The 21,644-nt window shown below is 66.6% G+C and carries 22 protein-coding genes; 11 read left to right on the top strand and 11 right to left on the bottom strand.

Going from position 1 to position 21,644, the window contains the following annotated elements; genetic code table 11:
- Nucleotides 1-28: 28 nt before the first annotated feature.
- The 4 genes from tsaD to CFE28_01315 are packed head-to-tail and all read left to right on the top strand — an operon-like array spanning nt 29 to nt 2,772.
- Nucleotides 29-1,117, top strand: coding sequence for a tRNA (adenosine(37)-N6)-threonylcarbamoyltransferase complex transferase subunit TsaD (gene tsaD, locus CFE28_01330; GenBank protein OYU68756.1), 1,089 nt, complete (start codon nt 29-31; stop codon nt 1,115-1,117).
- Nucleotides 1,114-2,109, top strand: a complete 996-nt coding sequence (locus tag CFE28_01325; GenBank protein OYU68755.1) for a glycerol-3-phosphate dehydrogenase — start codon at nt 1,114-1,116, stop codon at nt 2,107-2,109. The genes tsaD and CFE28_01325 overlap by 4 nt, the downstream gene beginning before the upstream one ends.
- 10 nt (nt 2,110-2,119) lie before the next feature.
- Nucleotides 2,120-2,407 (top strand): hypothetical protein, encoded by a 288-nt coding sequence (locus tag CFE28_01320; GenBank protein ID OYU68754.1) that lies wholly within the window; start codon nt 2,120-2,122, stop codon nt 2,405-2,407.
- Entirely contained in the window at nt 2,404-2,772 is a 369-nt protein-coding gene (locus CFE28_01315) for a 2Fe-2S ferredoxin (protein OYU68753.1), read from the top strand. The genes CFE28_01320 and CFE28_01315 overlap by 4 nt, the downstream gene beginning before the upstream one ends.
- Here CFE28_01315 and CFE28_01310 read toward each other — a convergent pair.
- On the bottom strand, nt 2,769-3,521 hold the full coding sequence (locus CFE28_01310; protein OYU68752.1) for an amidase: 753 nt from the start codon (nt 3,519-3,521) through the stop codon (nt 2,769-2,771). The two genes, CFE28_01315 and CFE28_01310, sit on opposite strands and share 4 nt — an antisense overlap.
- Before the next feature lie 164 nt (nt 3,522-3,685).
- Between CFE28_01310 and acs the strand changes: the two genes are divergently transcribed.
- A complete protein-coding gene (acs, locus tag CFE28_01305; GenBank protein ID OYU71495.1) occupies nt 3,686-5,623 on the top strand; it encodes an acetate--CoA ligase in 1,938 nt (645 codons plus the stop codon).
- 11 nt (nt 5,624-5,634) lie between these two features.
- Nucleotides 5,635-6,636 carry an SAM-dependent methyltransferase gene (locus tag CFE28_01300; GenBank protein ID OYU68751.1) on the top strand — a complete coding sequence of 334 codons (1,002 nt, stop codon included), beginning with the start codon at nt 5,635-5,637 and terminating at the stop codon, nt 6,634-6,636.
- A gap of 6 nt (nt 6,637-6,642) precedes the next feature.
- Here the strand turns inward: CFE28_01300 and CFE28_01295 are convergent, their stop codons facing one another.
- The gene (locus CFE28_01295; GenBank protein ID OYU68750.1) at nt 6,643-7,038 is read right to left on the bottom strand and encodes a hypothetical protein; all 396 of its coding nucleotides are present in this window, start codon (nt 7,036-7,038) and stop codon (nt 6,643-6,645) included.
- Nucleotides 7,039-7,189: 151 nt separating this feature from the next.
- Here CFE28_01295 and CFE28_01290 point away from each other — a divergent pair, with 151 nt between their 5' ends.
- Both CFE28_01290 and CFE28_01285 read left to right on the top strand, forming a co-directional pair.
- Entirely contained in the window at nt 7,190-9,568 is a 2,379-nt protein-coding gene (locus CFE28_01290) for a cell division protein FtsK (GenBank protein OYU68749.1), read from the top strand.
- A gap of 65 nt (nt 9,569-9,633) precedes the next feature.
- Complete coding sequence (locus CFE28_01285) at nt 9,634-11,772, top strand: hybrid sensor histidine kinase/response regulator (GenBank protein ID OYU68748.1); 2,139 nt, start codon at nt 9,634-9,636, stop codon at nt 11,770-11,772.
- Here CFE28_01285 and CFE28_01280 read toward each other — a convergent pair.
- The 4 genes from CFE28_01280 to CFE28_01265 form a co-directional block, all read right to left on the bottom strand.
- Complete coding sequence (locus tag CFE28_01280) at nt 11,769-12,821, bottom strand: DNA polymerase III subunit delta (protein ID OYU68747.1); 1,053 nt, start codon at nt 12,819-12,821, stop codon at nt 11,769-11,771. The genes CFE28_01285 and CFE28_01280 overlap by 4 nt on opposite strands.
- 4 nt (nt 12,822-12,825) lie before the next feature.
- Entirely contained in the window at nt 12,826-13,314 is a 489-nt protein-coding gene (locus tag CFE28_01275) for a hypothetical protein (GenBank protein OYU68746.1), read from the bottom strand.
- Nucleotides 13,314-15,899, bottom strand: coding sequence for a leucine--tRNA ligase (locus CFE28_01270; protein OYU68745.1), 2,586 nt, complete (start codon nt 15,897-15,899; stop codon nt 13,314-13,316). The genes CFE28_01275 and CFE28_01270 overlap by 1 nt, the downstream gene beginning before the upstream one ends.
- Before the next feature lie 121 nt (nt 15,900-16,020).
- On the bottom strand, nt 16,021-16,527 hold the full coding sequence (locus CFE28_01265; protein OYU71494.1) for a hypothetical protein: 507 nt from the start codon (nt 16,525-16,527) through the stop codon (nt 16,021-16,023).
- 300 nt (nt 16,528-16,827) lie between these two features.
- Here CFE28_01265 and CFE28_01260 point away from each other — a divergent pair, with 300 nt between their 5' ends.
- Entirely contained in the window at nt 16,828-17,169 is a 342-nt protein-coding gene (locus tag CFE28_01260) for a hypothetical protein (GenBank protein OYU71493.1), read from the top strand.
- Here CFE28_01260 and CFE28_01255 read toward each other — a convergent pair.
- A complete protein-coding gene (locus tag CFE28_01255) occupies nt 17,159-17,737 on the bottom strand; it encodes a thiamine monophosphate synthase (protein ID OYU68744.1) in 579 nt (192 codons plus the stop codon). The two genes, CFE28_01260 and CFE28_01255, sit on opposite strands and share 11 nt — an antisense overlap.
- 10 nt (nt 17,738-17,747) lie before the next feature.
- Here CFE28_01255 and CFE28_01250 point away from each other — a divergent pair, with 10 nt between their 5' ends.
- Complete coding sequence (locus tag CFE28_01250; GenBank protein OYU68743.1) at nt 17,748-18,395, top strand: YggS family pyridoxal phosphate-dependent enzyme; 648 nt, start codon at nt 17,748-17,750, stop codon at nt 18,393-18,395.
- Between the two features lie 59 nt (nt 18,396-18,454).
- On the opposite strand, the gene CFE28_01245 is transcribed toward CFE28_01250, so the two are convergent.
- Nucleotides 18,455-18,964 carry a hypothetical protein gene (locus CFE28_01245; protein OYU68742.1) on the bottom strand — a complete coding sequence of 170 codons (510 nt, stop codon included), beginning with the start codon at nt 18,962-18,964 and terminating at the stop codon, nt 18,455-18,457.
- 112 nt (nt 18,965-19,076) lie between these two features.
- Here CFE28_01245 and CFE28_01240 point away from each other — a divergent pair, with 112 nt between their 5' ends.
- Nucleotides 19,077-19,763 (top strand): DNA-binding response regulator, encoded by a 687-nt coding sequence (locus CFE28_01240; GenBank protein ID OYU71492.1) that lies wholly within the window; start codon nt 19,077-19,079, stop codon nt 19,761-19,763.
- A gap of 153 nt (nt 19,764-19,916) precedes the next feature.
- On the opposite strand, the gene CFE28_01235 is transcribed toward CFE28_01240, so the two are convergent.
- From CFE28_01235 to CFE28_01225, 3 genes are read right to left on the bottom strand one after another with little or no spacing between them, the layout of a single operon-like run.
- The gene (locus CFE28_01235; GenBank protein OYU68741.1) at nt 19,917-20,279 is read right to left on the bottom strand and encodes a hypothetical protein; all 363 of its coding nucleotides are present in this window, start codon (nt 20,277-20,279) and stop codon (nt 19,917-19,919) included.
- 12 nt (nt 20,280-20,291) lie between these two features.
- The gene (gene xth, locus CFE28_01230; GenBank protein ID OYU68740.1) at nt 20,292-21,098 is read right to left on the bottom strand and encodes an exodeoxyribonuclease III; all 807 of its coding nucleotides are present in this window, start codon (nt 21,096-21,098) and stop codon (nt 20,292-20,294) included.
- Nucleotides 21,099-21,145: 47 nt separating this feature from the next.
- Nucleotides 21,146-21,631, bottom strand: coding sequence for a GNAT family N-acetyltransferase (locus CFE28_01225; GenBank protein ID OYU68739.1), 486 nt, complete (start codon nt 21,629-21,631; stop codon nt 21,146-21,148).
- Between the last annotated feature and the right edge of the window lie 13 nt (nt 21,632-21,644).

The following is a 21,644-nucleotide window of genomic DNA, read 5'->3' as shown; positions in this document are numbered from 1 at the left end:
ACAGGACCGGACCCGAAGTCGCAACCTGATGACCGCCTTGACCCTGCTCGGGATTGAAACCAGCTGTGATGAAACGGCCGCCGCCGTGGTGCGGCGCCATGCCGACGGCCGGGTGGAGATCCTGTCCTCGATCATCGCCTCGCAGATCGCCGAGCACGCCCCCTTTGGCGGGGTGGTGCCGGAAATCGCCGCCCGGGCCCATGTGGAGAGCATTGACGGGATTGTCGCCCAGGCCCTGGAGGCCGCCGGTCTTGGCTATGAGGATCTTTCGGGCGTCGCCGCCACGGCGGGACCAGGCCTGATTGGCGGGGTCATGGTTGGCCTGGCTTTCGGCAAGGCGGTGGCCCTGGCCCGGAACCTGCCCCTGATCGCCGTCAATCACCTGGAGGGTCACGCGGTCTCGGCCAGGCTGACCAGCGACATTCCCTATCCCTTCCTGCTGCTGCTGGTGTCCGGCGGCCATTGCCAGCTGCTGTCGGTGGAAGGCGTCGGCCAGTGCCGCCGCATGGGCGCCACCCTGGACGACGCCGCCGGCGAGGCCTTTGACAAGATCGCTAAAAGCCTGGGCCTGCCCTATCCCGGCGGCCCGGCCCTTGAAGCCCTCGCCCGGGATGGAAATCCCGAAGGCTGGGACCTGCCAAGGGTGAGGCTCGGTCGGGGCAATCTGGACTTCTCGTTTTCAGGCCTCAAGACCGCTGCAGCCCGCCATGCCGCAACCGCAATCGCGGCAGGGCAGACCGCCAATCTGGCCGCCGCCGCCCAGGAGGCCATCGCCTGGCAGCTGGCGGACAGGACCGCCCAGGCCATGGATCTCTACAAACTGGCCCACCCGGGCGCGGCCCTGCGGTTCGTTGTGGCGGGCGGGGTCGCCGCCAATGGCGCCATCCGCAGTCGCCTGACCCGCACGGCCCGGGATCACGGCTTTTCCTTCGACGCCCCGCCCCTGGTCTATTGCACGGACAACGCCGCCATGATCGCCCTGGCCGGCGCCGAGCGGCTGGCCCTGGGCCTCACCGACCCCTTGAGCTTCGCCGCACGTCCCCGGTGGCCCCTCGACATGGCCGCCGCCGCCGCCAGCCCCAGTCACCCCGCCGGCCGAAAGGGCGCCAAGTCATGAGTATTTCTTCAGCGGGGGTCCTGGGTGGCGGCGCCTGGGGCACGGCCCTGGCCCTGGTCTGCGCCCGGGCGGGTCTGAGGACCCATCTCTGGATCCGCGAGGCCGACGCCCTCCAGGCTATCGCCCAGACCGGCCAGAACACCCCCTTCCTGCCGGGCGTCGACCTTGGCGAGGGCGTGGTCGCCACAGGCGACATGGCCGATCTGGCCGCCAGCGACATCCTCCTGTGCGTGGTTCCGGCCCAGCATCTGCGTTCGGGGCTCGCCGCCTTCGCTCCACATCTGAGGGCGGGAACCCCCGTCCTTCTCTGCGCCAAGGGGGTGGAGCAGGGGTCCCTGAAACTGATGACGGAAGTCCTGGCCGAGACCCTGCCTGGCGCGCGACCGGCCGTCCTGTCGGGACCCAGTTTCGCCCGGGAAGTGGCTATGGGCCTGCCCACCGCCGTCACCCTGGCCTGCGCCGATGAGGACCTTGCCCGCCAGCTGGCCGCCGCCATCGCCACCCCGACCTTCCGGCCCTATGTGGCCGGCGACATGGTCGGCGCCGAGATCGGCGGCTCGGTGAAGAATGTCCTGGCCATAGCCTGCGGGATTGTCGAAGGCCGGGGCCTTGGCCGCAGCGCCCATGCCGCCCTGATCACCCGGGGCTTTGCGGAAATGATCCGGCTGGCCGAGGCCCTCGGCGGCCGGGCTGAAACCGTCGCCGGCCTGTGCGGACTCGGGGACCTGGTCCTCACCTGCTCCAGCCCCCAGTCGCGGAATATGAGCGTCGGCCTGGCCCTCGGGCAGGGTCAGTCCCTGCAGGAAGCCCTGTCAGGCAAGCTGTCAGTGGCCGAGGGGGTCGCCTCGGCCCCGGCCGTGCGGCAACTGGCCCGCAGGCTCAAGGTGGAAACCCCGATCTGCGAGGCCGTCGCCGCCATACTGGCCGGCGAGGCCGATATTGATCAGGCCATTTCCGGCCTGCTGTCCCGACCTTTGAAATCCGAACACTAGGAGCTGATCCATGGGCCTCTATGTCCTTGTCTGCCGCGACAAGCCCGACAGTCTCGACCTGCGTCTGGCGACCCGGTCAGAGCATCTGGCCTACGCCGGAACCTTTGCGGAGAAGATGAAACTGGCGGGACCGATCCTCAATGAGGCAGGCGACATGGCCGGCTCCATGCTGATCTTCGACTTCGAGACCCAGGAAGACGCCTGGGCCTTCAACAAGGGCGACCCTTACACAAAGGCCGGCCTGTTCGCCGATGTTCAGGTCTTCCCGTTCAAGGTCAGCCTGGGGACCCTTGGGTGAGCCGGAATTCACCCGACAATCCTGCACGCCCTGAGCCCGGAACCCGCCTCTGCCGGGTCGAGGACATCAGTGATCCTGGGGCAAAGGGCTTCCGGTTCCGCAAGGACCAGGCCCTGTTCGCCGGCTTTCTGGTGCGTCAGGGGGACCAGGTCTCGGGCTATGTGGATTCCTGCCCGCACAATGGGTGGCCCCTGGCCGTGCTTGATGACCGCTACCTGACCCGAAGCGGGGACCGCATCCTGTGCGCAGCCCACGGCGCTGTCTTCCGTCCGGATGACGGGGTCTGCGTCGGCGGCCCCTGCGCGGGCGAAAGCCTGACCCCCTGGGTCGTCACGGTCGACGACGGCGAGGTGCTGACAGCCTAGGCCCCCGGCGCTGTCTCGGCCGAAAACGCCGCCACGTCTTCCAGCAGGCTTTCCGCCGCCTTGGCCACCAGTTCACCGCCCTTTTCAGGGGTGGCCTGGCCGGGGTCGGATCCCATACGGCCGTCGGGATAGCGGGCGCGGAAGTCGAGGGCCTCACGGATCGGACCGGTGGGGGCGATCTGCGGGGCGTAGTTGGCGGTCTTGATGGAGTCCGGATACCCCCACTGGGTGACGGCAATCTCTGACGGCGTGGCATGGCTGCCATGGCCGGTGGGGAACTGGCGGTTGGCCAGCGGCATGACGCCCTTCAGGTCCCACCAGTTCTTCAGCTTGAGGGAAAAGCCCCGGGGCCGGCCGAAATAACTGGCCTCGGCGTAGAGCTCGGAAAAGGCCGCCTCGATCGTGGCCACATTGCCCCCATGGCCATTCAGGAAATAGATCTTCGTGAACCCGTGCCCAGCCAGGGACCGGCACCAGTCGCCGATGGCGGCGATGAAGGTGGTGGGGCGCAGGCTGACCGTACCGGGAAAGCCCAGATGGTGCTGGGCCATGCCCACATTGAAGGTCGGGCCGACAATGATGTCGCCGAACTTCTGGGCCTCATGGGCAATGATCTCGGGGCAGAGCCAGTCCGTGCCCAGCAGGCCGGTGGGACCGTGCTGCTCATTGGAACCGATGGGGATGATCACGGTCTGGGATCGCGTCAGGAAATCCTCGACCTCGGCCCAGGTGGAAAGGTGAAGCAGCATGGCGGGCTCCTGATCGGCGATTGAAGGGACAAGGCTAGGGCGCTGCGCCCCGCCAGGAAAGCCGCAAGACCCCATTTGCGTGCGAAAATAACCGTCTGCCCGGTTGCGCCGACCCGGCCACTCCGCATAACTCCCCGGGAAGCTTGATTTAGGGAGTATTGGCCGTGAGCGAAGGTGAAGTTTTCCCGGTTCCGCAGGCCCTGGCCGACACGGCGATCATGAACGCTGCGGCCTATGACGCCGCCGTGGCGCGGGTGGAGAGCGATCCGGAAGGATACTGGCGGGATGTGGCCGGGCGTCTGGACTGGATGACCTTCCCGACCCAGATCAAGGACACCTCCTTCCACAAGCATCCCTTTCACATCCGCTGGTATGCCGACGGCGTGCTGAACGTCTCGGTCAACTGCCTGGACCGGCACCTGGCCGAACGGGGCGACCAGGTGGCGATCATCTGGGAGAGCGACGAGCCCGACCTTTCCGACAAGATCACCTATCGCCAGCTGCACGCCGATGTCTGCCGCATGGCCAATGTGCTCAAGGCCAAGGGCGTCAAGAAGGGCGACCGGGTCACCATCTACCTGCCCATGATCCCCCAGGCCGCCGTGGCCATGCTGGCCTGCGCCCGGATCGGCGCCGTGCACTCGGTGATCTTCGGCGGCTTCTCCCCCGACAGCATCGCCGGCCGGATCCAGGACTGCGACTCCCGCATTGTCATCACCGCCGATGAAGGCCTGCGGGGCGGCAAGATTGTGCCGCTCAAGCGCAATGTGGACGAGGCCCTGGCCTCCTGCCCTGATGTGAAGGACGTCATTGTCGTGCGCCGGACCAAGGCCGACGTGCCCATGACCGCCGGCCGCGACGCCTTCTATTCGGACCTGAAGGCCACGGTCAGCGACCAATGTGATCCCGAGCCGATGAACGCCGAGGATCCCCTCTTCATCCTCTACACCTCGGGCTCCACCGGAAAGCCCAAGGGCGTGCTGCACACCACCGGCGGCTATCTGACCTGGGCGGCCCACACCCACGAGCTGGTCTTTGACTATCGGGCCGGCGAGGTCTTCTGGTGCACGGCCGATGTGGGCTGGGTCACCGGCCACAGCTATGTGGTCTATGGCCCCCTGGCCAATGCCGCCACCAGCGTCATGTTCGAGGGCGTGCCCAACTATCCCACCAATTCCCGCTTCTGGGAGGTGATCGACAAGCACCAGGTCGAGATCTTCTACACCGCCCCCACCGCCATCCGCGCCCTGATGCGCGACGGTGACGAGCCCGTGACCAGAACCTCCCGCCAATCCTTGCGGCTGATCGGTACGGTGGGCGAGCCCATCAATCCCGAGGCCTGGCTCTGGTATCACCGGGTGGTGGGCGAGGGCCGCTGCCCGATCGTCGACACCTACTGGCAGACCGAAACCGGCGCCTGCCTGGCCTCGCCCCTGCCCGGCGCCACGGCCCTGAAGCCCGGCTCCTGCGCCAAACCCCTGCCCGGCGTGAAGTTCGAGCTGGTGGACGCCGAAGGCGTGGTCCTGCACGGCGCCGCCAACGGCAACCTGGTCATCACCGATTCCTGGCCCGGCCAGATGCGCACGGTCTATGGGGACCATGAGCGCTTCTTCAACACCTACTTCTCCACCTATGGCGGCAAGTACTTCACCGGCGATGGCTGCCGTCGGGACGAGGACGGCTATTACTGGATCACCGGCCGGGTGGATGACGTGATCAATGTCTCCGGCCACCGGCTGGGCACGGCGGAAATCGAGAGCGCCCTGGTCTCCAATGAGAACGTGGCCGAGGCTGCTGTGGTCGGCTATCCCCATGATGTGAAGGGTCAGGGCATCTACTGTTTTGTCACCCTGAAGGCCGATGTGGTTCCCACCGACATATTGCAGGCCGAGCTCAAGGGCTGGGTGCGCCGGGAAATCGGGCCCTTTGCGGCGCCGGACATCGTCCAGTTCGCCCCCGGTCTGCCCAAGACCCGGTCTGGCAAGATCATGCGCCGCATCCTGCGCAAGATCGCCGAGAACGACCTGTCCAATCTGGGCGACACCACCACCCTGGCCGATCCTTCCGTGGTGGATGATCTGGTCAGCAACCGGGCCCTCTAGGTCGCAATGTCTTGAGCCCGGACCTGCCGCCGACCCTGCGTCAGGGCGTAGACAGCCTGTTGCAGGGGGTCGGGCGCTCAGGCCTCGCCGCCCGCGCCACCGCCCTCTCGGAGGGCTATCGCGCCGGCCAGGGTTCCAGGGTCGTCATCCGGACGGTCGAGGATGCTGCGGCCTATGCAGCGGCGCGCCTGCCGGCCACCTATGCTGCGGTCGCCCGCGCCCTGTCTGAAGCTGACGACCGGCTGGTGGATTTCCAGCCCCGGTCCCTGCTGGACGCCGGGTCAGGCCCGGGCGCCGCAGGCTGGGCGGCCTGCGAAACCTGGAGCAGCCTGCAATCAGCCGTGCTCCTGGATTCCAGCCGGGTCTTCCTGGACCTTGCAGCGACCCTGTCCCGGTCAGGCCCTGAGGTTCTGGCCAGGTCTGATCGGCGGCTGGTCGACCTCACCCGGCCCGAGGCCTCGACCGAGCCCTGGCCGCAGGCCGACCTGGTCATGGCCAGCTATGTCCTGGCGGAAATTGCGCCCGACCGGATCGAGGCCGTTGTCGCGGGACTCTGGGAGGCCTGCACCGGGGTTCTGGTTCTGGTGGAGCCTGGCTCTGCAGAGGGATGGGCCCGGATCAAGCTGGCGCGGGACGCCCTGATCGCCCGGGGCGGCGCCATCATCGCCCCCTGCGCCCACGCCGCCGCCTGTCCGGTCACGGCGCCCGACTGGTGCCACTTCGTCCAGCGCCTGCCCAGGTCCCGGGACCACCGTCAGGCCAAGATGGCCGACCGGTCCTTCGAGGACGAGAAGTTCATCTATCTGGCGGTCTGCCGCAGCAGTATTGCGCGACGCGCCGGCGGCGAGAGGATCCTGGCCCCGGCAAGGCAGAGCAAGATCGCCCTGGAGTTCAAGGTCTGCACACCCTTGGGGGACAGCATGACGCGTACGGTCCTGCGCCGGGACAAGGCGGATTACGCCAGGGCCCGACGGCTGGACTGGGGCGATCTCTGGGGATCTGACCCGGAATAGGGCGTCCTAGTGGGGCGGTTCTTCCTGGGGCGGCGGGGTGACGCCGTCCAGCAGGTCGCCCACCTTGTCCTCGGGGCCCGCCGGTTTCGGTGCGGGCTTGGCCGGGGTCGGCGTTGGCGCCGCAGGTGTCTCAGGCGTTGTGGCCAGGGCCGGATCGGCCTCTTCAGGCTTTTCCTCCTCGGCCTTCTTGTCTTCCGGCGGCGGAGGCGGCGGCGCAATGTCCTCGATCAGGGGCTGGACATCCGTCGCGGTCAGGGCTTCGGCGCTCTCGCCCTTGACGGATTCGCCGGGCAGGCGGCCCTTGCGCGGCGCGCCCTGGAATCCCAGGACCAGCCCTGTCACCGCACAGGCGGCGATGATCACGGCGACGACCTTCAAAATGCTGCGCGGCATGCTCCACATGCCAAAACATCTAGAGGGGGAAGAGGAAAAGGGGAAGTCCGATTGCGGCGGGCGGCCCTCGATCCCCTCGAATGCCACCGGGTCACGGTAAACGCCCTTTAACCCTCTGAGCCTTAGACCAAGCCGGTACAAGCTTGAGGGTCTTACGGGTATGGCGCGAGCCGCGCGGAAAACAGGGCTGGAGCTCATGCTCCATATCGCCAGCCTGGCATGGCGCCACCCGACGACGGCGCGCCTGCGCGGCGGCGTGGTCGCGGTCAGCGGCGTCTTCCTGGCCATCGCCCTGGCCACATACAATGTCGCGGATTCCAGCCTGAACGCGGCTTCGCCAGACCCTGTGGGCAATGCCCTGGGCGCCCCGGGCGCCACCCTGGCCGACATCTGGATCCAGTCCATGGGCCTGTCGGCCGGCGTCGCCGCCCTGCTCATGGTCCTGCTTGGCCTCTATCGCGCCGTGACCCCCCACCCCAACGAGACCCGCCGACAGGTACGGCTGCGCGCCCTGATCGGCGCCCTTGGCCTCATGGCCCTGGCAGGGTTTCTGGCGGCGCCCCCGGCGCCCAGGTCCTGGCCCCTCGCCCGCGGCCTTGGCGGCTTCTGGGGAGATGGCCTGCTGGTCGCCACCGAGAATTTGCTGGCCTATGCCCACCTGCCCTTCGCCCGGGTCATCGCCGCCCTGATCTATGCCGGCGTCGCCGCCTGGGGCGTCGGATATGCCTTCGGGGTCAAGCGCAGCAATCTCTTCGCCCTGGGCGAGCGACTGGTCGAGGCCCTGGCGCAAAAGCCCAAGCCCCTGGCCGCCGAGGTCCAGGCCCCCCTGCCGCCTGCCCGCGCCCGCCCCGTCCGCCGGGCGGTGGAGCCGGTCATGGAAGCCGGCCCCGCCGACACGGTCCTGGACATTCCCCCGGCCCCCGGGGAGCTTATGGATCGCGAAATCATTCCGGTCGCCATCAAGGGACCCAAGGCCCCCCCCAGGGAGTCAGGCCGCGAGCAGAGGGAAGCCCAGGGCGCCTTTGACTTTGTGCGCCCGGGCGGATTCTCCCTGCCGGAACTGGCCATGCTGGCCAAGCCCAAACCCCGCGCCGCCCAGTTCGACGAAGGGGCCCTTCGCCAGAACGCCCAGTTGCTGGAAAGCGTCCTGGCCGAGTTCGGTGTCCGCGGCCAGATCGACCAGATCCGCCCAGGCCCTGTGGTCACCCTCTATGAACTTGTTCCCGCCCCCGGCGTGAAATCGGCCAGGGTTGTCGCGCTTTCCGACGACATAGCCCGCTCCATGAGCGTGGCCGCTTGCCGTGTCGCCGTGGTAGCCGGCCGCAACGCCATCGGCATTGAGCTGCCCAATGTCCGCCGCGAGACCGTCTATCTCCGGGACCTGCTGGCCAGCGCCGAATACGAGAAATCAAGCCAGGCCCTGCCCATGGCGCTTGGGGAAAACATCGGCGGCGAGCCCTATATCGCCGACCTTTCGAAAATGCCCCACCTGCTGATCGCCGGCACCACCGGCTCGGGCAAGTCGGTGGGGGTCAACGCCATGATCCTGTCGATCCTCTACCGCCTGTCCCCAGAGCAGTGCCGGTTCATCATGATCGACCCCAAGATGCTGGAGCTCAGCGTCTATGACGGCATTCCCCACCTGCTGACCCCGGTGGTGACCGACCCCAAGAAGGCCATTGTCGCCCTCAAGTGGACGGTCCGGGAGATGGAAGACCGCTACCGGATGATGTCGAAGATCGGCGTCCGGAACGTGGCCTCCTACAATGAACGGGCCAAGGAAGCCGCCGCCAAGGGCGAGCACTTCGAGCGCACGGTCCAGACCGGTTTCGACGACGCCGGCCGCCCCATCTATGAGAGCGAGCGGATCGATCCCAAGCCCATGCCCTATCTGGTGGTGGTCATCGACGAGGTGGCCGACCTGATGATGGTGGCGGGCAAGGATGTGGAAGGCGCTGTCCAGCGTCTGGCCCAGATGGCCCGGGCCGCCGGCATCCACCTGGTCATGGCCACCCAGCGCCCGTCAGTGGACGTCATCACCGGCACCATCAAGGCCAACTTCCCCACCCGGATCTCCTTCCAGGTCACCTCCAAGATCGACAGCCGCACCATCCTGGGCGAACAGGGCGCCGAGCAGCTGCTGGGCCAGGGCGACATGCTCTACATGGCCGGCGGCGGCCGCATCACCCGTCTGCACGGCCCCTTCGTCTCCGACCAGGAAGTCGAAGCCGTGGCCAAGTTCCTGCGCGATCAGGGTCAGCCGCAATATCTCGAGGAAATCACCGCCGGGGGCGATGAGGATGGCGAGGATGGCGGCGGCGGCTTTGGCGATGAGGGCGGTTCGGGGGACGACCTCTATGACCGCGCCGTGGCCGTGGTCCTGCGCGACCGCAAGGCCTCCACCTCCTATGTCCAGCGCCGGCTGCAGATCGGCTATAACCGGGCCGCCTCCCTGATCGAGCGGATGGAAAATGAAGGCGTCGTCAGCCCGGCCAACCACGCCGGCAAGCGCGACGTCATTCCGCCGCCCGGGCAGTAGCCTGCGGTAACGGGGCCGAAACGGATTTGCCCTAGTCTGCGGTTGAAACCCGGGAAGGACATCCGTTGGCCGAGTATCTGGACGATGGCTTAGACGAGCTGGCGGCGAAGTCGTTTGATGGCCTCAAGATTCGCCTGGTCATAGCTGTTCTGGTCTCCGCCCTCGCCATGCAGGTGATTTCGCCGGCTGCAGGTTTCATCTGGTACGGCGCAAGCCTCATCCAGGAGAGCTATTCCTGGCTGGTGTCGCGCCGCCAGGGGCGTGGCGAAATCGCCTCCAGGCAGCTGCGGGCCGCCTATCTGGTCAGTCTCGTGTCCGGTTGCTCGGTCTGGATGGTGCTCGGCGGCCTGTTCTGGGTCACCGGCGTGCCGGAGGGGGCGGCCATTGCGGTCACCCTCTGGCTGTCTGTCATCTTCTTCACCCAGACCAATGCCTACCAGTCTCCCATCGGCTTCCTGGTCGGCGGCGCCCTGCCCGGTCTAGGCATGCTGGGCTGGGTTCTGGTCGGGCCAAATCCCCTGCACCTCAACCTTGTACCTGTCGTCGGTTTTCTGGCCCTGGCCCTGATCTTCGCCTGCGACGGCGTATTCCGGGCCCTTGCCGCCAGGCAGAAATTCAACCAGGCCCAGGACCTCCTGTCCGCCTCCGAAGGCAAGTACCGGGTCCTTGCAGATAACCTGACCGACGTCATTTCCATGACCGACACCGCGGGAACGAAGATCTATGTCTCTCCGTCCATGGCCAAGGTCCTGGGCTATGCCCCCGAGGAATGGTTTGCGGGCGAGCGGCACCAGAGCCTCCATCCGGAAGATGCCACCTGGTTACCGGCCCTCGTCCGGGAATTCGCCTCGACGGGCGGCGAAATGACCCATCAGTACCGGGTGCAGCACAAGGATGGCCGCTATATCTGGATGGAGACCAGCTTCAGCCTGGTGGCCCCGGAAAAGGAAGGGGACCTGACCAAGATCCTCACGGTCTCCCGGCCCATCGAGGCCCGAAAGGCCCTGGAGACCGAGCTGGTGGAGGCCCGCCGCCGGGCCGAAGACGCCGCGGCGGCCAAGTCCGAATTCCTGGCCAACATGACCCATGAACTGCGGACCCCGCTCAACGCCATTATCGGCTTTTCCGAGGTGCTGCGGCGGTCCAGTCGGCTGGCGGCTGAAGACAAGCGCCATGTCAGCCTGGTCCATGACGCCAGCCTGGCCCTGCTGGAACTGGTCACCAGCATTCTCGACTTTTCCAAGCTGGAAGCCGGCGGCGTCGAGCTGGAAGCCCACACCTTTGATCCCGCCGCCCCGCCGCGGGCCGTCCTGGATCTTCTGGCCGGTCAGGCCGAGTCCAAGGATATCTGGACCAGTCTGGAGACCCGGGGTGAGATTCGCCCCCTGGTAGGCGATGACGGCAAGATCCGTCAGGTCCTGCTGAATCTGGTGTCCAACGCCCTGAAATTCACCCACGCCGGCGGGGTCACCGTGCGGGTGGTGCAGTCGCCCATTGACGAGATCCGTGACCGGTTGCGGATCGAGGTCGCTGACACAGGCATTGGTATTCCAGCCAACCAGATCGAGCACCTGTTTGACCGCTTCACCCAGGCCGACGCCTCGGTCAGCCGGGAATACGGGGGCACCGGCCTGGGCCTGGCCATCTGCCGCAGGACCATTGAGTTCATGGGCGGCGAAATCGGCGCCTTCAGCGAGCCGGACAAGGGCTCTACCTTCTGGTTCGAGCTGACCCTGCCCTGGGCCGAAGCCCTGGCTGAGGCTGCGCCTGCGCCATCGGCGGAAGCTCCCGAGCGGCCGGTGCGCCTGCTTCTGGTAGAGGATGTCGCAGTGAACCGCGAGCTGATCCAGACCCTGCTTCAGCCCTTCGAAATCGAGATCGAGACGGCCGACCATGGTCAGGCGGCCCTGGACGCCCTGGAAGCGCGCAGTTTTGATCTGGTCCTGATGGACGTGCACATGCCGGTGATGGATGGCCTCAGCGCAACCCGCGCCTTCCGCGCCCTGGGCACGACCGCCGCCCGGATGACCCCCATTGTGGCCATGACCGCCAATGTCCTACCCGAGCAGGTGGAAAAGTGCCTCGAGGCCGGGATGGACGACCATATCGGCAAGCCCATCAGCCCCGCGGCCCTGCTGCAGGCCATAGGCAGATGGTCAGAGGGTCGCGAGCTGGCCCAGAGTGACCTCAGGGCCCGGGGTTAGAGCCCCAGCCGCCGGGCCCGACCAGCGATCTGCAGGGCTAGTCGTTCGGCGATGAGGTGGTCTGGCGAGCCTGTGCTCTTGCAGGCCTTGTCTGCGGCCAGCACTTCGGGCTGCAGGCGGTCCAGCTCGGCCAGGGTCCAGGCCCGGGCCTGACGCAGGAATTCGCGCTCGCTCTTCCAGAAGACGCCCGAGGCCTTGGCGGCTTCCTGCAGGCCCGCGCCGCTCTTGGCCAGGGTCAGGGTGCGGCGGAGACGTCCCAGATAATTGCCTATGGCGCGGACAGCGGCAGGTCCGGCCTCGCCCTCCTGTGCGGCCCGGCGCAATCCCTGCTGGGCCTGGGCCAGGCGCCCGCCAAAGGCGTCGGCGGCGGCGTCGGACAGGGAGGCTTCGGGTTCGACCCCCAGAAAGGTCTCCAGATCCTTGGGGGTGGCGGTCATGCCCGAGCCGGGACCCAGGAACAGGGCCAGGCGCTCGATCTCCTGCCGGGCCACGCCGCGTTCCTTGGGCATGCGGGCGACAAACAGGGCCAGGGCGTCAGAGGTCAGGCCAACCCCATCCCTGGTCAGGCTGTCGCGAACCAGTCGGGCTATGTCCCCGGGCTCGTCCTCGTAACAGGGGATGACGGCGCAGGCGGGCGACTTCTCGCAGATCTTGCGGACGGCGGAATCCCGCCCAAGGGCCCCGGCTTCGATGAGGAAGAAGGCTTCGGAATTGAGTTCACCAGCCGCATGTCGGGCTACGGCTTCGGCGGCCAGCTTGTCAGGCCCTGATTTCTCGGAGGTCAGTTTCAGGCGCACCAGTCGCCTTCCGCCCATCATGGACTGGGCCGCCAGCTCGCCCTCCAGCCGACCGGGTTCGCCGTCCATGTCGCTGTCATTGAGCAGGGCGACGTCAAAGGGGTCGTCTGGCCGGGCCGTGACCTTCGCCGCCAGCTGCTGGCCGCGCTCGCGGACCACGCCGGTGTCACGACCATAGATCAGGGCCACCCGGATTTCGGCGTCCGGTCGGCCGAGGAACCGCTCGATATCGGGTCGGCGGCTGAGGATCACCGATCTAGGCCCCGGGCTTGGCCAGCCAGGTGGCGAGTTCCAGCTGGATGCGTCGGGCCGCTTCGCCGGCGGCGCGATCCTGGGCGTCCTGCTGGGCGGCGATCGAAGCATAGGGCTGGTCGGCGGAATCGTAGGTGACTTCCACCCGGACCTTGCCGGTCTTGGCGGGCTTTGCTGCGCCGGCGACGGGGGTCAGCGCGTAGTCCACCACCAGGACGTATTCATAACGGGTGGCGACATTGTCGATCCGGATGCCCCGGGGATAGCGCTGCTCACCGAGGGCTGTGGTCAGGCGCCAGGTTGGCGGCGCGGCGCTGTTGCGGGCCAGGGCGTCGTCCAGATGTTCCCGCAGCAGGGCGCCGACCCGCCCTTCCGGGGTTGAAACCTGGATGGCGGTCAGGCCGGAGGCGACACCGGGGGTTCCATAGAGCGGCGCAAAGCCGCAACCGCTCAGACCCAGGGCCAGAAGGGCGGGAAGGACCAGACGGCGCATCAGGCGGCCACGATGTTGACGATACGATCCTTCACGACGATCACCTTGCGAATGGTCAGGCCCTCAAGGCGCCTTGTGATCTCCGGATCGTCAAGCACCATTTTCTCCACCTCGGCCGGTTCGGCCCCGGCGGGCGCCTGGATTTCGCCCCGGCGCTTACCATTGACCTGGACCGGCAGGGTCACCACCGCATCCTGGGTGAGGGCTGGATCAAACTCGGGCCAGGGCGCCTCGACCACCAGGCCGGTCTTGCCCAGCTGGACCCAGCACTCTTCGGCCAGGTGAGGCGTGAAGGGGGCGATCAGCCGGGTGAAGGCCGACAGGGACTCGGCCCGGGCCGCCAGCAGGGCCGGGCTGGCGCCCTCGGCCTTGTGTTCCTTCATCAGGTTCAGGAACTCATAGAGACGGGCGATGCCGGAATTGAACCGGAAGCTTTCAATGGCCTCGGTCATGGCCTTGATCAGCCTGTGGGAGCCCCGGCGCACGGCGTCGGCGGCCGGATCATCAGATCCGGCGGCAAAGGGTCCGGCGGGCTGGCTTTCAACTTCGGCCCAGACCCGGTTGACGAACCGCCAGGCGCCCTCAACCCCGGAATTGGACCACTGGGTGTCCCGCTCTGGCGGGGAGTCCGACAGGACGAAGAGCCGCGCCGCGTCCACGCCATAGACCTCGAAGATTTCCTCGGGCGCCACGGTATTCTTCTTGGACTTGGACATCTTCTCGACATCGCCCAGCACCAGGGGCTCACCGGTTTCGATCAGCCGGGCGCGACGGGTCTGGCCCTCATTGTAGATTTCCAGATCCCGGGGCTCGACCCATTCCCCGGACTGCCGGCGATAGGTCTCATGGGTCACCATGCCCTGGGTGAACAGGCCGGCGAAGGGCTCCCTTGCGCTCAGCATGCCCTGGTCGGCCAGGGCCTTGGTGACGAAGCGGGCATAGAGCAGGTGCAGGACCGCATGCTCGATGCCGCCTACATACTGGTCCACCGGCAGCCAGTAGTCCGCCGCGGCCTTGTCGATGGGCGAGGCCGAGTCCGGATTGGTGAAGCGGGCGAAATACCAGGACGAGTCCACAAAGGTGTCCAGGGTGTCGGTTTCCCGCAGGGCCGCCTTGCCGCAGGTCGGGCAGCTGGTGTGCTTCCAGGTGGGGTGGCGGTCGAGGGCATTGCCCGGCTTGCCGAATTCCAGGTCGTCGGGCAGGGCCACGGGCAGGGCGCTGGCCGGCAGGGGAACCACGCCGCAGGCCTCGCAATGGACCACCGGGATCGGACAGCCCCAGCCCCGCTGGCGGGCGACGCCCCAGTCACGCAGGCGGAAGACGGTGGCGCCCTTGCCCTGGGCCAGGGCCTCGATCTGCGCAATGGCGGCGGCCTTGGCCGTCTCCACATCCATCCCGTCGAGATCGCGGGAATTGAAGATCAGGCCAGGGCCCGTATAGGCCTCGTCTCCGACCGTGAAGGTGTCTGGGTTTTCGCCGGGGGGCAGGACCACCGCCTTGACGGGCAGGTCGTATTTGCGGGCGAAGTCCAGATCCCGCTGGTCATGGGCCGGACAGGCGAAGATGGCGCCCGTGCCGTAATCCATCAGGATGAAGTTGGCGATCCAGACCGGCAGGCGCCAGGCCGGGTCAAAGGGATGGGCCACGGTCAGGCCGGTGTCGAAGCCGATCTTCTCGGCCGTATCGATTTCAGCCTGGGAGGCGCCGCCCTTCCGGCATTCGGCGATGAAGGCCGCCGCCGCGGGATTCTGCGCGGCGATCTGCTCGGCCAGGGGATGGTCAGGCGCAACGCCGACAAAGCTCGCGCCATAGAGGGTGTCGGGCCGGGTGGTGTAGACCTCCAGACCCTCGGCGAAACCGGCGGGCGCGGGGTCGGTGAAATTGAAGCTGAAGCGCAGGCCCTTTGACCGGCCGATCCAGTTCTCCTGCATGGTCCGGACCTTGTCGGGCCAGCGGTCCAGGGTGGCCAGGCTGTCGGCCAGGTCATTGGCATAGTCGGTAATGCGCAGGAACCACTGGTTCAGCTTGCGCTTTTCCACCACGGCGCCCGAGCGCCAGCCGCGGCCGTCCACCACCTGCTCATTGGCCAGGACGGTCTGGTCCACCGGGTCCCAGTTGACGACCCCTTCCTTGCGATAGACCAGGCCGGTCTTGAACAGCTCCAGGAACCAGGCCTGCTGCTGGCCGTAATAGGCCAGATCGCAGGTGGCGAATTCCCGGGACCAGTCGATGGACAGGCCCAGCTCCTTCAGCTCGGACCGCATCCGGGCGATATTGTCATAGGTCCAGGCCTTGGGATCGACCCCGCGCTCCATGGCGGCGTTCTCGGCCGGCAGGCCAAAAGCGTCCCAGCCCATGGGGTGCAGGACGTTGAAGCCCCTCGCCCGCTTGAACCGGGCAATGACATCCCCCAGGGCGTAGTTGCGCACATGGCCCATGTGCAGCCGCCCCGACGGATAGGGGAACATTTCCAGGACATAGTATTTCGGCTTGCCGGGAGCGGGGGGGCCGGCTTCGAAAACCTTGGCGGCGTCCCAGGCGGCGCGCCACTTGGGTTCGGTCTCTTTGGGATTGTATCGGGCCATGAGGTCAGGCTTTAGCGTGGTTTGACAGGCAATGAAAATGGCGAGCGGACTCTGGGCGCCGATCCCGCGCCCAGGGTGACTTCAGATGAACTGGCGCTCGCGCCCTGCTGGCGCTGAGGCCCTAGCCCCGGACGTTGGATAGTCGGAGCTGACGGGCCTTGGTCAGGATGGCGTTCTCGATGTCGGTTTCGGTCTGCGGCGCGGCGGCGACATCCACCCAGTTACCGGACGGATCCTTGGCCTGCTTGAAGACCGCAACATTCAGGCCATCGGCCCGCAGGCGGGAATCCAGGATGTAGACCGTGCACTTGAAGCGCTCATCGGTCTTTTCCGGATTGATGTACCAGTCGGTGATGACCACGCCGCCATAGGGGTCGGCCGAAACCAGGGGCATGAAGGACAGGGTGTCCAGGGTCGCCCGCCACAGGAAGCCGTTGACGCCGATGGCCGGAGCGTCGCTGGACGCCGGGCTGCTGGACTTGCCGCCACCGAAGGGGTTCAGGCTGAACCTGCCGCCATCCTGGTTCCCGGGAGCCTTCGTGCTGGAACAGGCGCCCAGGGCTGTCAGGCTCAGGGCCAAGACACCGGCGGTGATTCCCCGCATCCAATTTCCGCGCTCAAACGGCATCTGCATCCGCTCCAAAAAAATTCCTACGCGCCGGTTGAAGGACGCGGCGCCGCCCCGCGCCGACGCCCTCTATAACAACGCCGGGACATCCGCCAAACAGGAAACTCGTGACCTCGTCGCCACAGGGTGAGAGGGATTCGTACATTGGTGACAGATTATGGCTTATTGTGGTGTTGACCTCCGGGTATCGGGGCTCTTAATCGCGTTCTGGTTTGCGCCTGTCTTGCAAATCAAAGGTGTTGGGACCAATTGGTAGTCATGTCTCGTAAGTCGGTTCTTTGCTGGTCTGCAGCCGTTGCGATTCTCGGCGCGACGACGGCCGCCCACGCCGAGACGCCTTTCAAGACGCCCAACTTCACGGTCCGCGCCGATGTCACCGCGGTCAGCGCCAATGGTGGCCAGTCCATCAAGTGGGACGCCCGTCGCGGTCGCTGGGGCATGACCCTGAATCTGGACCAGTCGGTGGATCGCGGCGCAGTCCTGAACGATGTCCAGGCCGGAGCCTATTTCCGCCTGACCCCCTCCTTGAGGATCGGCGGCGCCGTCGGCCTGGGTGATCAACCCGCCCTGCCCGTCTACAAGAAGACCCAACCCCAGGACAGCGCGCCCCGGGTTCGTCTCGAGACCGCCTTCAAGTTCTAGAAAAAGACACGCCGGCCATGCCGACGACGCCGGTTCCGGTCAGGGCTGGCGCGGTGCTGTCGTTGATTCCGCCCAGGGCATAGACCGGGCTGGCCGAGATCCTCACCATCTGCGCCAGCTTGAGCGCGCCGATCGGCCGTCCCGCCGATGGACTGGCTGACGGAAAGATCGCCGAAAGCACCACAGCGTCGACGCCCTTCGCCCGCAGGGCCCGGGCCGAATGAGCCGCCGCTGTCACCCGAAAGCCCGGTCGCCGCAGGGCGGGCGCCAGATGGGCCAGCCGTTCCGGCAGGTGCACCCCATGGGCGCCGATCCGCCCCGCCAGCCGGAAGTCGGCGCCGATCAGCAGCAGGAAACCCTGCCGCCGGGCCATTTTCAGCAAGCGCCGCGCCACGGCTTCGGCATCCGGCGCTCCAAAGGCCCGGTAGACCAGGGCTGTCCCCCGTCCCAGTCCGGCGGCCAGGGCCTCCACATCCGGTGTCCGCGCCGGATCGGTGAAGACCAGAAGGGGCGGAAGCCTCTTTCCGCCGCCGCCGCGCCGTCCTAGACAGGCCGCCGTTCTTTGCACGGTCCAGAAAATGTCGACCTCCCCGAAACTCGATGCTGTTCTGACCCGGATCGCCGACGCTGAAAAGGCGGCGGGTCGCCCGGCAGGCGCCGCCACTCTGGTCGCCGTGTCGAAAATGCAGGCCTGGGAGGACATCGCCCCGGTCTGGGAGGGCGGCCACCGGGTCTATGGGGAAAACCGCGTCCAGGAGGCCATGACCCGCTGGACTGAACGCCGGGCGGAGATCGAGCTTCGCCTGATCGGTCCCCTGCAGTCCAACAAGGCCAGGGAAGCCGTCGGCTTTTTCGATGTGATCGAGACCCTGGACCGGGAAAAGCTGATCGCCGCCCTGGCCGACGAGATCCAGAAACAGGGCAAAGCGCCCCGCCTCTATGTCCAGGTCAATACCGGCGAGGAGCCGCAGAAGGCGGGCGTCATGCCGAAGGAGGCCGACGCCTTCATCGCCCTGGCCCGCAGGTCCTTCGGGATCGAGGGGCTCATGTGCATTCCCCCGGCCGATGAGCCGGCGGGGCCCCACTTCGCCCTGCTGGGCAGGATCGCCGCCCGCAATGGTGTGGAAAAGCTCTCCATGGGCATGAGCGGCGACTTCGAGACCGCCGTCCGCTTCGGCGCCACCAGCGTGCGGGTCGGCTCAGCCCTGTTCGGCTCCCGGGCCTAGAGCCTGTTCCGAAAAGTGGGAACCGGTTTTCGGACTCAAACAGGCTCTGACTTTTCAAATCAAAGCGCGATCCGAACCGAATCACCGGGCCTTACCCGGGCCAGGAAGGCCTCCATGTCGGCGTCGCCCAGGGCCACGCAGCCCTCTGTTGGGGTGTAACCAGGCCGGGCCAGGTGCAGGAATATGGCCGAGCCCTTGCCGGGAACCGGCGGGTCGTCATTGTACCCCAGAACCACCACCACGTCGTAGACCCGGTCTTCCCGCCACAGGTGCTCGGCGCTGGCCCCGAAGGGAAAGGTGATCCTGCGGTTATAGTTGGGGTCACCCGGCGCATCGCACCAGCCGTCGTCCGGGGCGATCGGGGCGTGGGCGATCTCGATCCCCATGAATTTCGAAAACCTCTGGTCGGGGCGGTAGAGGATTTCCCGGATCGGCCAGGTTCCGATGGGCGAACCGCCATCGCCTTCGCGCTTGTTTTCCGCACTGACCACCCCGCCCTTGCCCAGGGCGCAGGGGCAGGTGCGGTCGCCCAGGTCAAACCGGCCGTCAGACGTCGCGGTGAAGATCATTTTGGCCTATATCTCCCGAAGGGCCTTTTCCGACGCCACGAACACAGGTTCGGTGCGGAAATCGGCCTCAATCAGGCGCCAGTCAGCGCCCGAACGGTGCAAGGATCGTCCCATGGCTCAACGTAAGACATTGCTGGTCGTCGATGACAATGACGATCTGCGCGTCGAGATCGCCGAACAGCTGGCCGCCACCGAGGACTTCAATGTCCACCAGGCCGCCACCGGCCTTTCCGGCGTGGAAGAGGCCGTGCGCCTGCGTCCCGACCTGATCCTGCTGGATGTGGATCTGCCCGATATCAATGGCCGGGAGGCCTGCCGCCAGATGCGCGCCCAGCAGGTGGCCTGCCCGGTCATCATGCTGACCGCCGCGGACACCGACGAGGATACGGTCCAAGGCCTGGACGCCGGGGCCAATGACTATGTGACCAAGCCCTTCAAGCTGGCGGTCCTCCTGGCCCGCATCCGCGCCCAGCTGCGCAGTCATGAACACTCCGAAGGCGCGGTCTTCCACCTGGGCGCCTATGAATTCCGCCCCTCGGCCAAGCTGCTGATCGACGCCCAGCAGAAGAAGATCCGGCTGACCGAGAAGGAAACCAACATACTGAAGTACCTCTACCGGGCCGGGGAAAAGCCGGTCTCCCGCGAGGAACTGCTGGCCGAGGTCTGGGGCTATAACGCCGGGGTCACCACCCACACCCTGGAAACCCACGTCTATCGCCTGCGTCAGAAGATCGAGAGCGACCCGGCCAACGCCAAGCTCCTGCTCACCGAACTGGGCGGCTACAAGCTCGCGCCGTAGTGGGCCGCCCCACCGGTCATCCCGGCCTCCGCCGGCATGACCGGAGAGATTGTTGGCCGCCACGAGCAGGAAAGAAAAATCACCACAAAGGTCACAAAGACCAGCCTGGGCGTGTCCTTGGTGTCCTTCGTGGTGAAAAGAATACGCCGGGGCTCAAGCCCCCGGAATCGGCGCGATTTCCATGATGTCCACCCCGTCTCCGGGGAAGATGGAAAAGTGCGGATGGCCGATGAACATCCTGGCCGCCGCCTCACGGCTTTCGGCCTGGACGATCACATAGCCTGAGATGGAATTCGTGGCCTCGGCGATCCCGTCCTCGTTCACCCGCAGGGTCGCCCCCAGGGGCCCGCCGGTGTCGGCCACCTGGTCAGCGTGCTTGCCCATCCAGGCCTGCCAGGCCGCCATGCCCTCGCCCACCCGGGCATTGCGGGCCTCATCGGACAGGGCGTCCCATGGGACGTGCTTGGCAGAGTCAGCCGATCCGGTGAGGATCGCCATGAAGGTCTTCATGCTCATCTCTTCCTTCGCCTAGAGCCCGAAGTCGGCGCTCACCGGGGCGTGGTCGCTGGGCCGCTCCCATTCCCGCACATCATCATGCACCCGGGCAAGGGCCTTGCCGGTGCGCTGGGCCGCATCCCTCAGGCCCGGGCTGATCCAGATATGGTCCAGCCTCAACCCCCGGTTCGAGGCGCGGAAGTCGGCGGCCCGATAGCTCCACCAGGAAAACAGCTTCTGCGGATCGGGAATGGCCTCCCGTACCAGGTCGATGAAACCGAGCGACGCCTTCAGCTGCGCCATGGCGGCGATCTCGATGGGGGTATGGCTGACCACCTTCGACATCTGTTTGTGGCTCCAGACATCGAACTCGCCGGGCGCCACATTCAGGTCCCCGACAATGGCCAGGGGGGCCTTGGGGTCCCGCCGCGCCATTTCGGCGGTCAGTTTCTCGAAGAAGTCCAGCTTGTGGTCGAACTTCGCGTTCTCCACCCGGTCGGGCACATCCCCGCCGGCGGGAATGTAGAAGTTCTGGATCTCGACGCCCTCGACCACGGCGCCCACCACCCGGGCATGCCCCTCCCGGCAGACCCCAAGCACCGGCGCATCGCTGATCGGCAGGCGCGAGGCTATGGCCACCCCGTGGGAGCCCTTCTGCCCGGCGATCCGCAAATGCGGCAGGCCGGCGTCCACAAAGGCCTGACGGGGAAACTCCCCCTCCTGGCACTTGATCTCCTGCATGCAGAGAACGTCGGGGGCATTCTCCGCGACGAATTTCTGAACCTGCTCGGCCCGCAGGCGGACAGAATTGACGTTCCAGGTGGCGAGTCGAAGCTGCATGCCCCCGTTTAGAGCGGGAAGTCAGGCGATGAGCAAGGCGGCGCGCTCTAGAGCTTCTGGAAATACCTCGCCACCGGCCAACGCTCGAACCCGGCCTTTTCGTAGGTCGCCCGGGAAGGGGCATGGCCGGGATCATCGCCGGTTTCCACCATGACGATTTTCATGTCCGCCGCCCGCATCAGGTCGAAGGCCTTGTCCAGCAGCAGACGGGCAACCCCCCGCCTCTGGTGGTCGGGATCGACGGCCAGGATATAGACCTCGCCCATCTGGTCGACCTGATGCAGCCTTATACCCACCCAGCCCAGCAGGGTTTCGCCCTCACAGGCGACCCAGGCATTCTCCTTCTCCTCCACAAGGATCGAGGTGATGTCGGTGGTCTGCCGGTCCTCCCAGCCCCTGGGATAGAAGGCCGCATAGACATAGTCGGGCACCGCGGCCTGGAGCTTGCGAAAGACAGGACCCCAGGCCCGGATGGAGAGATCAAGGACGCCCGCCATGTCCTTCTCGTCATAGGAGCGAAGAGCTATCGTCATGGGCGACCTGTCC

The sequence above is a fragment of the Alphaproteobacteria bacterium PA2 genome, assembly GCA_002256425.1.
Taxonomy (GTDB): domain Bacteria; phylum Pseudomonadota; class Alphaproteobacteria; order Caulobacterales; family Caulobacteraceae; genus Phenylobacterium.
This window is presented reverse-complemented; position numbering and strand designations above follow the sequence as displayed.

Bases quoted from the DNA above. Each gene is read 5' to 3' on its own strand.
- tsaD (OYU68756.1), top strand. From the start codon at position 29: ATGACCGCCTTGACCCTGCTCGGGATTGAAACCAGCTGTGATGAAACG.
- CFE28_01325 (OYU68755.1), top strand. From the start codon at position 1,114: ATGAGTATTTCTTCAGCGGGGGTCCTGGGTGGCGGCGCCTGGGGCACG.
- CFE28_01320 (OYU68754.1), top strand. From the start codon at position 2,120: ATGGGCCTCTATGTCCTTGTCTGCCGCGACAAGCCCGACAGTCTCGAC.
- CFE28_01310 (OYU68752.1), bottom strand. From the start codon at position 3,521: ATGCTGCTTCACCTTTCCACCTGGGCCGAGGTCGAGGATTTCCTGACG.
- CFE28_01295 (OYU68750.1), bottom strand. From the start codon at position 7,038: ATGTGGAGCATGCCGCGCAGCATTTTGAAGGTCGTCGCCGTGATCATC.
- CFE28_01290 (OYU68749.1), top strand. From the start codon at position 7,190: ATGGCGCGAGCCGCGCGGAAAACAGGGCTGGAGCTCATGCTCCATATC.
- CFE28_01275 (OYU68746.1), bottom strand. From the start codon at position 13,314: ATGCGCCGTCTGGTCCTTCCCGCCCTTCTGGCCCTGGGTCTGAGCGGT.
- CFE28_01270 (OYU68745.1), bottom strand. From the start codon at position 15,899: ATGGCCCGATACAATCCCAAAGAGACCGAACCCAAGTGGCGCGCCGCC.
- CFE28_01265 (OYU71494.1), bottom strand. From the start codon at position 16,527: ATGCCGTTTGAGCGCGGAAATTGGATGCGGGGAATCACCGCCGGTGTC.
- CFE28_01250 (OYU68743.1), top strand. From the start codon at position 17,748: ATGTCGACCTCCCCGAAACTCGATGCTGTTCTGACCCGGATCGCCGAC.
- CFE28_01245 (OYU68742.1), bottom strand. From the start codon at position 18,964: ATGATCTTCACCGCGACGTCTGACGGCCGGTTTGACCTGGGCGACCGC.
- CFE28_01240 (OYU71492.1), top strand. From the start codon at position 19,077: ATGGCTCAACGTAAGACATTGCTGGTCGTCGATGACAATGACGATCTG.
- CFE28_01235 (OYU68741.1), bottom strand. From the start codon at position 20,279: ATGAGCATGAAGACCTTCATGGCGATCCTCACCGGATCGGCTGACTCT.
- xth (OYU68740.1), bottom strand. From the start codon at position 21,098: ATGCAGCTTCGACTCGCCACCTGGAACGTCAATTCTGTCCGCCTGCGG.
- CFE28_01225 (OYU68739.1), bottom strand. From the start codon at position 21,631: ATGACGATAGCTCTTCGCTCCTATGACGAGAAGGACATGGCGGGCGTC.